The organism is Acidaminococcus timonensis (assembly GCF_900106585.1).
GTDB classification, from domain to species: Bacteria; Bacillota; Negativicutes; order Acidaminococcales; family Acidaminococcaceae; genus Acidaminococcus; species Acidaminococcus timonensis.
In genome coordinates this window covers 1,351,695-1,363,143 of the sequence record NZ_FNWH01000006.1, presented here as the reverse complement: position 1 = coordinate 1,363,143, position 11,449 = coordinate 1,351,695, and the positions used below count along the sequence as shown (strand labels likewise).

Sequence of the window (11,449 nt, the reverse complement as noted above, 5' to 3'; positions counted from 1 at the left end):
GGGAATGTAGTAGAAAGGGTATGGTGATATGGCATTTTTCATTTTTGTCCTGTTGCTTTCTGTTATTTCTTTCTGCGTGGTCATCCTGTGCTATGGCCTGACGCTGAAATTCTTCAACGGGTCCAAGGTGGCCCAGTGGATCATTACGCCCCTTGCGGTGGTGGGGTGGAACTTCCTGGTGATTACCCGTAACGGCATGGCCCGGCCGATCCTGGGGGCCCTGCCCATTGTGGCCGTGGCCGGGATGCTGCTCTATGCCAGATTCAAGTACGCTGAGCCGGCGCCCACGCCCATGGAACTGGCCCGGAAGCAGAATGGCCGGCAGGAGAGCGCCCATAAGGCAGCCCGGCACCACCAGAAACAGGAAACGGGACGCCATTCAAAAAAATCGAAAAAATAAAAAGGGATTTTCCCTCCGAAAGCGAATAAGTTCCATAAAGAAAGGAATATGGAGGAGGGATGATATCATGTTCCAGAAAATCTTAGTACCGGTGGATGGCTCCAATACAGCCTGGAAAGCCTTGAAAACGGCTGCTGTGCTGGCGGAAAAGTTTGATGGAGAACTGTTGGTCATGACAGTGATGGAACCTTATGATGCCATCGGTTCCATGTCCATGAACCTTGACCCTAAAATCATGGCCAGCAACCTGGGAGAAATGAAAAAAGCCAGTATGGGTGTGCTGGAAGCTGCCAAAGGGAAAGTCAAAGAGTATGGATTCACCGGCAAGGCCGAGTATGTGGAAATGGATGGCAATCCGGCCAAACTGATCCTGAAAAAGGCCAAAAAGGACAACTGTGATGCCATTGTCATGGGAAGCCGGGGCCTGAGCGGCATTGCGGAATTCTTCCTGGGCAGTGTCAGCAGCAAAGTGTCCCAGTACGCTGAAATCCCTGTGTTCATTGTGAAATAGTGTACATTCCAAAGGGGGAGTGATGATATGTTCCAAAAGATCTTGGTTCCGGTGGATGGGTCTGAAACGTCCTGGAAGGCCCTGGAAACCGCTGAGTCCCTGGCTGAAAAGTACGGGGGCAGTTTGCTGGTGACCAACGTGATGGTTCCCTATGGGGCAGGCAATCTGCTGCAGATGTCCCTGGACCAGACCCTGATCGACCAGAATAATGCCGCCATGAAGAAGGCAGGCTACGCCACCCTGGATATGGCCAAAGAGAAACTGGCTGGGTACAAGGGTGCAGTGGAATACAAAGAGGAAATCGGCAACCCGGCCGAGCAGATCCTGGATCTGTGCAAGGCAGAGAAGTGCGATACCATCGTCATTGGCAGCCGGGGCCTGAGCGGCGTGGAAGAATTCCTGCTGGGCAGTGTCAGCAGCAAGGTGTCCCAATACGCCAAGGTACCGGTGGTCGTGGTGAAATGACGAAAAGGGGAGGTGATGCAGTTCACTTCCCCTTTTCATTTTTTTTGAAATTCTAGCAGGATTTTACAGTCCATTGGCGAATAATAGAAATAAGAAGGAGAATACTGTAAAGCATCCCCTGGAGGTGATTGTATGTTTGAAAAAATCTTGGTACCGGTGGACGGGTCTGAAACGTCCTGGCGGGCGTTGGCAGAAGCCAGGGAACTGGCAGAAGCGTTCAATGGTGAATTGTTGGTCATCAACGTGATCCAGCCCTACAACAATTCGGCCATGCTGGTGGTTCCTCTGGATCAGGCAACCATCAACCAGGGCAACAACGAACTGACAAAAATCGGCAATGGAGTGCTGGATACCGCACGGGAAAAACTGAAGGACTTCAAGGGCAAGAAAGATTTTGACCTGGAAGTGGGCCATCCTTCTGAACGGGTGCTGGCCGTGTGCAAGGAAAAGAAATGCACTGCCATCGTCATCGGCAGCCGGGGCCTGAGCGGCATTGCGGAATTCTTCCTGGGCAGTGTCAGCAGCAAGGTGTCCCAATACGCCGATGTTCCTGTACTGATTGTAAAATAACAGGAAACGGATTTCTGGAAGTAAGGAGGAAAGCGTATGATCAACAAAATTCTGGTACCGGTGGATGGTTCGAAGATTGCCCTGCGGGCGTTGGAATTCGCCATGGAAATCGGACGCAAATTCGATTCTCAGATCCTGGTGGTCAACATCGATGTGCCCTATGATCTGAGCCGCATCAAACCTCCTCACAAGGACAAGAATGGCAATATTGTCCCGCCGGAAGTGGTGGTACCCACACCGGTGGAAGAAGCCAAGCGGGTGGCCGACAAAGCCTCTTACACTGCGATCAAATTCAAGAAAGTGGTGGATATCGATCCGGCTGAACGGATCTGCGCCGAGGCCGAAAAGGACGATGTGGACCTGATTGTCATGGGCAACCGGGGCATGGGTGTGCTGGCCGGGTTCTTCCTGGGCAGCGTAAGCACCAAAGTATCCCAAAGTGCCCATTGCCCGGTGACCATTGTGAAATGAAAACAGGGAGGACGCAACCTTGCGCCCTCCCTGTATTTCCTTGTTCCACTGGCCACTAACCACTAATCACTACCCACTAACCACCAAAAAAGTGGTGCCGCAGCTGCGACACCACTTTTTTAATGACTCAATCTTGCCCGCGCTCTCTTGTGCAATACCAGCAGGGCCCCCATCAGCAGGATGATGCCGCTGAGCACCGTCAACAGGGCGCTGCCGCCGCTGAACCCTGCCACCAGGTAGCTGACGAAACAGCAGGCTGCCACCAGGCAGGCGTAGGGAATCTGGGTACTGACGTGCTGCATGTGGTTGCATCCGGCCCCGGAGGAAGACAGGATGGTGGTATCCGAAATGGGGGAACAGTGATCCCCGAACACGGCCCCGGCCAGAGTGGCGGACAGGGTCACCGTCATGATTTCCGGCGTGGCATTCTGGCAGATGAACACCACGATGGGGATGAACAGTCCGAAGGTCCCCCAGGCCGTACCGATGGAGAAGGAAAGCCCGGCGGCCACCAGGAAGACAATGGCCGGCAGCAGTTCCATGGGCAGGTTGCTGGTCTGCACCAGCATGCCGATGTAGTGACCGGTGCCCAGGTACTTCTGGCACAGGGTGCCGATGGTCCAGGCCAGGGTCAGGATGATGTAGGCCGGCACCATGGTGTTGATGCCGGTACCGATGCTGTCCATGAATTCTCTGAAGGTCAGCAGTTTCCGGGGCAGGAACAGGACAAAGGCCACAATCAGGGCCCAGAAGCTGCCCAGCACCAGGGAAGCCGAGGAGTTGCTGGCGCCGATGGCTTCCTGGAAGGTCAGGCCCTTTTCCCAGTATCCACCGGTGTACAGCATGGCCAGGATGGTGAAAACGATCAGGGCACCGATGGGGATCAGCAGGTCCCAGACCGTCCCCCTGCTGGTGACGGCGGCTTCCTCTTTCTCGAATTTTTTATCGATGGAGCCCAGTTCACCGGTGGTCTCCGCTTTGTATTCCGCGTCCGCCATGGGGCCGAATTCCAGGTCGCTGAAGGAAAGCACCAGTACGATCAGGATGCTCAGGATGGCGTACATATTGTAGGGGATGGTGGCCAGGAAGGCGGCCATTTCGTTGGGAAAGGCTCCGGTTTCGTACAGGGTGGAGCCGACGGCGGCGGCCCAGCTGGAAACGGGAGCAATGATGCACACCGGGGCGGCAGTGGTATCGATGATATAGGCCAGTTTGGCCCGGGACACCCGGTACTTGTCTGTGACCGGTTTCATGACGGTCCCCACGGTGAGGCAATTGAAATAATCGTCGATGAAAATCAGCATCCCCAGCACGCTGGTAGCCAGCTCGGCGGCCCGCTTGTTCCGGATCTTCCGGGTGGCCCACTGGCCATAGGCCCGGGAACCGCCGGCCTTGTTCACCACGGCTACCAGGGAACCCAGGAGGGCCAGGAACAGGATGATGTTGAACTTATCCGGGGTGCCTACGGTCTTGGCCATGATTTCGAAAGCGGACAGGCTCATGGCCACCAGACCGCCACCGCTGGCTGCGGCGTAGATCAGGCCGCCGGACAGGATGCCCAGCATCAGGGAGGAAATGACTTCTTTGGTAATGAGTGCCAGGGATATGGCAATGATGGGGGGAAGGAGGGACAGGATCCCTACGTCTACAGGTTGCATGATGGTCTCCTTTATGTTTGTCTACAGTTGTGTTGGATAAATGGCTAAAAATCTGTATTATTTTATCATATTTTAGGGTGGAATTCACAACTTTTCTGCAATTTCTTCAAAAAACTCCGTACTATGTTATAATGGTTCCATAACAAATCGAATAGGGGAGATACATATGGAAAATTTGTTTGCCTGGATCAACTCCGTCCTGAAATTTGTAAGCCCGCTGTCTGACTTCTTCTGGGATGTTCCTACCATGTTTGGATGGTACAAAAACATCCCTCTGCTGGGAAGCTTTTCGTTCGCCATTGTCATTCTGGTGGGTTCAGGGATCTATTTTTCCCTGCGGCTCCATTTCATCCAATTGACCCACATGGGGCAGGCCCTTTACATCCTGGCCAACCGGCGCAGTGCGGAAACGGGGATTTCACCATTGGCAGCCTTCATGCTCAGTTCGGCTATGCGGGTGGGACCCGGGAACATCCTGGGGGTCACCGGTGCGATTTCTGTGGGAGGGCCCGGGGCCCTGTTCTGGATGTGGATCTCGGGTTTCTTCGGTATGGCCACAGCCTTCGTGGAAGCCACCCTGGCCCAGATCTTCAAGGAAAAACGGAACGGGGAATTCGTAGGCGGCCTGCCCTTCTATGGCCGGGCTCTGTTCCGGGGCAGCCGGGGTGTGGGGATCTTCCTTTCCCTGCTGTACATCTTTTACGCCCTGGGCTGTCTGCCCGCCCAGGGGTTCAACGTAGTCTCCTCCATCGGGGCCATCGGCTCCATGCTGGGCGGGGTGGAAATCCCCACGAAATCCTTCTTCTACTATGGTACGGCTGCAGTGGTCCTGATCGGCACCGCCATCCTGTCCTTCGGGGGCATCCGGAAGGTCACGAAGATCACCAATGCCATGGTGCCGGTGATGGCCGTGGTGTATGTAGCCACCACCATCCTGCTGATTGTGGCCAACGTGGATTCCATTCCCTTCTTCTTCAAAGCGGTGTTCGGAGGGGCCTTCCGGCCTGATGCCTTTTTTGGCGGTGTGTTCGGCACCGTCCTGGTCCAGGGTGTGAAACGGGGCCTGATGAGCAACGAGGCCGGGCAGGGAACCATCACCATGTCCGCCGCCTCTGCCGATGACCGGCATCCCTGTGAACAGGGACTGCTGTCCGCTGCCGGGGTGTTCCTGGATACCCACATCATCTGCACCATGACCGGATTCATCATCATCATGGCCCACAGCTGGCTGCAGCAGCCGGCTGCCTGGAAAGCGGCCGGCAAGCTGCCCAGGTACCTGATGGCCGTCACCGATCTGACCCATACACCGGGCCTGAACCTGGTGGTGACCCTGGCCCTGACCCTGTGCTTCTGCCTGTTTGCCTACACCTGCCTCATTGGCATGATCTCCTTCTCGGAAATCGCTTCTGCCCGGCTGAGCAGGGATCCCAAAGTCATCGTCATCGTCCGGTGCCTGTGCCTGGCAGTGGCCACCTTCGGGGTGCTGGTGAACATTGCCGGGTACGACCTGGGCAACCTGTGGGCTTTCTCCGACCTGGCCAATATCGTCATGGTCTACTGCAACATTCCGTTGCTGTACAAGGGATTCAAATATGTGCTGAAGGCAAAAGAACACTTTGTCAGCGAAAGCACCGAGCCTTTCGACGGCCAGAAAATCCTGGGCATCGAAACGCCCTGCTGGCCGAGAAAAAAATAGCATACAAAAAAGGAGTTGTGCTTTTGCACAGCTCCTTTTTCATGGCCAGCGTCAGCTGGCTTCCAGCGGTTAGTGACTGCCTTCATTTTCCTTCTTTAATCTCTTTCAGTGCTTCGGCCATCCGTCTGACCCCTTCTATGATCCGGTCATCCGGCATGTTGGAGTAGTTGATGCGCATGTGACGGTCGTTTTTGGCGTTGGGGTAGAAGAATTCTCCCAGCACCCCGGCCACGTTCTTTTCGATGCACTTGTCGAACACCTTCCGGGCGCTGACTCCCTCCGGGAAGGTCAGCCACAGAAACAGCCCCCCTTCCGGATGGGTCCAGGTGGTGCCGTCCGTGAAGGTTTCCTTCATGGTGTTCAGCAACAGGTCCCGACGATGCTTGTACAGTTTGTTGATTTCCCGTACATGTTCGTCCAGACTGTATTCGTCCATATACCGGTCGATGATGGCCTGATCGAAAGCGGAGGTATGAAGGTCAGCACTCTGTTTGACCTTCACGAATTCCTTCATGAGCTTCACCGGAGCGGCCAGCCAGCCAATCCGCAGGCCCGGGCAGAACGTCTTGGAGAACGTGCCCATGTCCATAACCAGTTCTTTGGTATCCAGGCTCTGCAGGCTGGGCAGGGTTACCCCTTCATATCGCAGTTCCCCGTAGGGATTGTCTTCCAGTACCGGGATTTCGTATTTGCTGACTACTTCCATAAATGCCTTCCGCCGTTCCAGACTCCAGCAGATGCCGGTGGGGTTCTGGAAATCCGGAATCACGTAAATCAGTTTGACGTTCGGCGTAGCGGCCAGGATTTTGTCCAGTTCCTCCGGGATCATGCCCTTGTCATCCGTAGGGACTTCCTTGAATTCAGGCTGGTAAGCTTTGAAAGCGTTGATGGCAGCCAGATAGGTGGGGCTTTCCATCAACACCACGTCGCCTTTGTCCAGAAAGATCTTGCCGGCCATATCCAGGTTCTGCTGGCTGCCAGTGGTGATCAGGATATTGTCCGCCGTCAGGCTCGTTTTATAGTTGCGGTTCATCCGGGCAGCAATCTTGGCCCGCAGGGTGGGACGGCCTTCTGTAGTGGCATATTGCAGTACCTTCCGGCCTTCAGTGGCGCATACTTCTGTGCACACCTTGCTGATCTCCTCCACTGGGAACAGTTCCGGTGCCGGCAGCCCACCTGCAAAAGAGATCACTTCCGGACGCTGGGTCACTTTCAGGATTTCCCGCACAGCGGAAGCCTGCATGCCGCTCATCCGTTCCGCAAATTTATATTCCATCAAAAAAACCTCCTCTTGTCCCTGTAAAAACCTTTTCTGCAGGGGCGAAATTCATCCCGTTAATGCTATCACCGGCTACGGAAAATCGTCAAGCTCAGAATTTGAAGAGCTGGTATACAGAATGCAATATGCTTTTAAGTGTTTCGTTTGATACAAAAAGCACAGCTTTTGTAAGTATGGTATAATAGATAGGATTTGAAATCGTAAAGTGCAAGCTTGAACCAAGGATGGTGTATCATGAGCGAGAAATTCCTTCTGATCGACGGCAGCAGCCTGCTCCACCGGGCCTTTTTTGCTCTGCCGCCGCTGACCAACAAAGCGGGCGTCAATACCGGCGCCGTGTATGGCCTGTGCAATATGCTGCTGAAGCTGCTCCAGGAGATCCAGCCCAGGTACATGCTGGTGGCCTTCGACAAATCCCGGAAAAGCTTCCGGACCGAAAAATTTGCCGAATATAAAGGACAGCGGAAAGCCACTCCGCCGGAGCTGAAAGAACAGTTTCCCCTGTCCATCGAACTGCTCCAGACCATGGGCATCCCCACCCTGGAACTGGATAACTATGAAGCCGATGATATCATCGGGACCCTGTCCGCAGCCGCCCCTGAAGCTGTGGAAGTAAAAATCGTCACCGGCGACCGGGACGAATTCCAGCTGATCAAAGGCAATGTGGAGGTGCTGTTCACCAAAAAAGGGATTTCCAACATTGCTGTTTATGATGAAAAAGCCTTCGGGGAAGAGTACCAGGGCCTGGTGCCGAAACAGATCATCGATCTGAAAGGGCTCATGGGGGATACCAGTGATAACATTCCCGGGGTGCCCGGGGTAGGCCCCAAAACCGCCATGAAGCTGCTCACAGCCTATCAAAGTGTGGAAAATGTGCTGGACCATGCGGACGAAGTGAAGGGCAAATCCCTCCAGGAAAAATTAAAGACCTATAAGGAACAGGCCCTGCTGTCCAAAGACCTGGCTACCATCTGCCTCTCTGTACCCATCGACAAAGCCCCGTCGGCCTATCCCCTCACCGGGCTCACCTCCGATAGCCACCATATGATGCAGGAACTCCAGTTCAAGAACCTGTGGGATCGTTTTGTTCCGGTGCTGGGCCTGGCCGCAGGCACGGAAGACCCCGGTTCCAACGATCCCATGGCCCTGTTCGGGGCCCCAACTGCGGCAGAAACCTGGGTAACGGTGGAAATCACGGACAATGCCCAGGCAGAAAAGCTGCTGGAGGACATCCGAAAGAAAAAATCCCAGGTGGCCCTGGCTTATAAAACCAGTGGCCTGCTGCCCCAATTGAATCTGGATGCCGTGGACTTGGCCTTTGAAAACAAACACTATCATTTCCAGCCGGAACTGGCCGGGAAGACCATGCTGCTGGAGCTGCTGGCCGATGCTTCCGTCTCCAAGGCCATCGCTGATCCCAAGGAACTGTACAAATATATGCTGGGGCAGGGGAGCATGCTCCGGGGCGTCACTGACGATCCTGCTCTGGCCGGCTATCTGTACGAACCTGGCGCCACCAGTTACAGCCTGACGAACCTGGGCGAGGAATTCCTGCCTGCCGCCAGCGGAGAAGGAGCCCAGGATACGGCGGCCCTTGTGCCGGTCCTTCGGGAAAAGCTGAAGGACCGGGAACTTACCAATTTATATGAGAATATCGAACTGCCCCTGACCGAGAACCTGGCTGAGATGGAATTCAACGGAATTACCATCGATCAGGCCATGCTGGACGAAGTCACCGACGAAATGAAGAAGAAGGTCAGTGCCCTGGAACAGCAGGCCTGGGACCAGGCCGGGGAGGAGTTCAACCTGAATTCTCCCAAACAGCTGGGCGTGCTGCTGTTCGAAAAACTGGGGCTGCCCATCATCAAAAAGACCAAGACCGGCTATTCCACCGATGTGTCCGTGCTGGAGGCCCTCCAGGGGGAGCATCCCATCATCGAGACCCTGATCGCCTACCGCCAGCTGTCCAAGCTGCTGTCCACGTACCTGCTGGGTCTCCACCCGCTGATCAATCCCAACACCGGCCGCATCCACACCCATTTCAATCAGATGGCCACGGTCACCGGCCGGCTGTCCAGTACGGAACCCAACCTGCAGAACATCCCCACCCGGACGGACGTGGGCAGGCGCATGCGGGAGATGTTCGTGCCCGGAGAGGGCTACGACCTTCTGATGAGCTGCGACTATTCCCAGGTGGAACTGCGGGTCATGGCCAGCATCGCCAACGATGAGCTGCTGCTGGATTCCTTCCGCCACGGCCAGGATGTCCACGCCCGGACCGCTTCTGAAATCTTTGGAGTGCCCCTGGACCAGGTGACCCACTATATGCGCAGCAAGGCCAAGACCGTAAACTTCGGCATCATCTACGGCATCAGTGATTTCGGTCTGGCCCGGCAGCTGGGCGTATCCCGCAGTGAAGCCGCCCAGTATATCGAAAGTTATTTTGCCCGGTATACCGGAGTGAAGGCCTATATGGAACGGGAAAAGCAGAAGGCCCGGGATCTTGGCTACGTGGAGACCCTGTTCGGACGGCGCCGGTACCTGCCGGATATCAAGGCCAGGAACTTCAACCGGCGCAGCTTTGCCGAGCGCACTGCCATCAACACGCCCATCCAGGGCACTGCCGCGGACATCATCAAGATCGCCATGCTGAAGGTGGCCCAGAAATTGAAGGAAGCCGGCGTGAAGAGCCGGGTCCTGCTCCAGGTCCACGACGAACTGGTGCTGGAAGTGCCCAAAGAGGAAAAAGACCAGGTGGCGGAAATCGTGAAGACCACCATGGAACAGGCCGTGCCCCTGGAAGTGCCTCTGGTGGCCGATGTGGCCACCGGTGAGAACTGGGCCAGGGCCAAATAGGAGGGGATTGGTATGCCGGAACTGCCGGAAGTGGAACAGGTGCGGATCAGCCTGGTGCCCCATGTGGTGGGGCGGACCATCACCGCTGTGCAGGTGGATGTGGCCAAGATGGTACGCCATCCCGGGGTGGAGGAATTCCGGAAAAACCTGGCGGGGCGGACCATCACCGGAGTGGGGCGGCGGGGCAAATACCTGCGGCTGGAACTGGATGACGGCAGCTGGCTGCTGGTCCATCTGCGGATGACCGGGGCGCTGCTGGCGGTGAAGAAGGAACTGCCGGAACCCCGGTTCACCCATCTGGTCTTCCAGCTGGACGGGCCGGAGAACCTGTACTTCACCGATATCCGGAAATTCGGGGTGGTGGCCCTGATGGGCAGGGACGGGTACCAGGACAAAGGGTATGCGTCCCTGGGGCCGGAGCCTCTGGACGGGGAGCTGACACCCCAGTACCTGAAAGAAAAAGCCCGGGGCAAAACTGCGGTGCTGAAGGCCTTCCTGCTGGACCAGAGCGTCATCGCCGGGCTGGGGAACATCTATGTGGATGAGGCCCTGTTCGCCGCCGGGATGCGGCCCACCCGCCGGGTGAACCGGGTTACCCGGAAGGAGTGGGAGGCCCTGACCCTGGCCATCAAGAGGGTCATTGCCCAGGGACTGGCCCACCATGGGACCACCTTCCGCAACTACCAGGACGCAGACGGGCATATGGGGGACAACAGCCGCTACCTGCAGGTGTACCACCGGAAGGGGCTGCCCTGCCTGCGCTGTGGCACCCTGCTGAAACAGATCAAAGTCAGCGGCCGGGGCAGTGTGTACTGCCCCCACTGCCAGAAATAGGAAAGAAGGGAACAGGATGACTGTCATTGGACTGACCGGGGGTATCGCCTCGGGAAAAAGTACCGTCAGTGCCTATTTAAAGGAAAAGGGCATCCCTGTGTTCGATGCGGATGCTTCGGCCTGGGAAGTGGAAAAGGCCGGGCAGCCCTGTCTGCAGCAGCTGGTGGAAGCCTTCGGAAAAGGGATCCTGACCCCCGAGGGAGAGCTGGACCGGAGCCACATGGCCCGGCTGGCCTTCCACGATCCCCGGGCCCTCCAGCAGCTGAATGCCATTGTCCACAGGGCGGTGGAGGACAGGCGGGACCGATTCCTGGCGGATCACGCCGGGGATGCCGTGGTGGTGCTGGATGCCCCGCTGCTGCTGGAGTGCGGCTGGGAGAAGAAGGCGGACACCGTGTGGCTGGTGGACATCGATCCGGAACAGCAGATCCAGCGGGCCATGAAGCGCTCCGGCATGACCAGACAGGAAGTGGTGGACCGGATCAACCGGCAGATGCCTTTGGAAGAAAAACGGAAAAAGGCCGACACCATCATCGACAACAGCGGGACCCTGGAGGAGCTGTACCAAAAGGTGGAGAAGGCACTGAGGGGCTTGTCCGCGTAACTCCATTGGACTTCCAACCCTCGATTTGATATGATATAAAGATAAAAAGAAATCTTCAGCCTGGAGCCCTTCGCTTCCGGCTCTTGTCTTCTATATTGTGAGGGA

General features: G+C 56.2%; 11 protein-coding genes. 9 read left to right on the top strand and 2 right to left on the bottom strand.

Annotated elements, in window-relative coordinates:
- The first annotated feature begins 28 nt into the window (after positions 1 to 28).
- The 5 genes from BQ5462_RS10300 to BQ5462_RS10280 all read left to right on the top strand — a co-directional run bounded on the left by BQ5462_RS10300 (position 29) and on the right by BQ5462_RS10280 (position 2,417).
- A complete protein-coding gene (locus BQ5462_RS10300) occupies positions 29 to 400 on the top strand; it encodes a hypothetical protein (RefSeq protein ID WP_071143208.1) in 372 nt (123 codons plus the stop codon).
- 67 nt (positions 401 to 467) lie between these two features.
- The gene (locus BQ5462_RS10295; RefSeq protein WP_071143207.1) at positions 468 to 911 is read left to right on the top strand and encodes a universal stress protein; all 444 of its coding nucleotides are present in this window, start codon (positions 468 to 470) and stop codon (positions 909 to 911) included.
- Between the two features lie 27 nt (positions 912 to 938).
- Entirely contained in the window at positions 939 to 1,376 is a 438-nt protein-coding gene (locus BQ5462_RS10290; protein ID WP_071143206.1) for a universal stress protein, read from the top strand.
- Positions 1,377 to 1,508: 132 nt separating this feature from the next.
- Complete coding sequence (locus tag BQ5462_RS10285) at positions 1,509 to 1,946, top strand: universal stress protein (RefSeq protein WP_071143205.1); 438 nt, start codon at positions 1,509 to 1,511, stop codon at positions 1,944 to 1,946.
- Between the two features lie 36 nt (positions 1,947 to 1,982).
- Positions 1,983 to 2,417: a universal stress protein gene (locus BQ5462_RS10280; protein WP_071143204.1), complete on the top strand. Its 435-nt coding sequence runs from the start codon at positions 1,983 to 1,985 to the stop codon at positions 2,415 to 2,417.
- A 119-nt stretch (positions 2,418 to 2,536) separates the two neighbouring features.
- On the opposite strand, the gene BQ5462_RS10275 is transcribed toward BQ5462_RS10280, so the two are convergent.
- Positions 2,537 to 4,075: a Na+/H+ antiporter NhaC family protein gene (locus BQ5462_RS10275; RefSeq protein WP_071143203.1), complete on the bottom strand. Its 1,539-nt coding sequence runs from the start codon at positions 4,073 to 4,075 to the stop codon at positions 2,537 to 2,539.
- Positions 4,076 to 4,241: 166 nt separating this feature from the next.
- Between BQ5462_RS10275 and BQ5462_RS10270 the strand changes: the two genes are divergently transcribed.
- Positions 4,242 to 5,771 (top strand): alanine/glycine:cation symporter family protein, encoded by a 1,530-nt coding sequence (locus BQ5462_RS10270; protein ID WP_071143202.1) that lies wholly within the window; start codon positions 4,242 to 4,244, stop codon positions 5,769 to 5,771.
- 82 nt (positions 5,772 to 5,853) lie between these two features.
- Here the strand turns inward: BQ5462_RS10270 and BQ5462_RS10265 are convergent, their stop codons facing one another.
- On the bottom strand, positions 5,854 to 7,047 hold the full coding sequence (locus BQ5462_RS10265; protein WP_071143201.1) for an aminotransferase-like domain-containing protein: 1,194 nt from the start codon (positions 7,045 to 7,047) through the stop codon (positions 5,854 to 5,856).
- A 237-nt stretch (positions 7,048 to 7,284) separates the two neighbouring features.
- Between BQ5462_RS10265 and polA the strand changes: the two genes are divergently transcribed.
- Genes polA through coaE form a run of 3 tightly spaced genes read left to right on the top strand, consistent with a single transcriptional unit; the run spans position 7,285 to position 11,344 of the window.
- Positions 7,285 to 9,906 (top strand): DNA polymerase I, encoded by a 2,622-nt coding sequence (polA, locus tag BQ5462_RS10260; protein ID WP_071143200.1) that lies wholly within the window; start codon positions 7,285 to 7,287, stop codon positions 9,904 to 9,906.
- A 12-nt stretch (positions 9,907 to 9,918) separates the two neighbouring features.
- Positions 9,919 to 10,740, top strand: coding sequence for a bifunctional DNA-formamidopyrimidine glycosylase/DNA-(apurinic or apyrimidinic site) lyase (gene mutM, locus BQ5462_RS10255; RefSeq protein WP_071143199.1), 822 nt, complete (start codon positions 9,919 to 9,921; stop codon positions 10,738 to 10,740).
- 16 nt (positions 10,741 to 10,756) lie between these two features.
- Positions 10,757 to 11,344, top strand: a complete 588-nt coding sequence (gene coaE / locus BQ5462_RS10250) for a dephospho-CoA kinase (protein ID WP_071143198.1) — start codon at positions 10,757 to 10,759, stop codon at positions 11,342 to 11,344.
- Positions 11,345 to 11,449 lie beyond the last annotated feature (105 nt).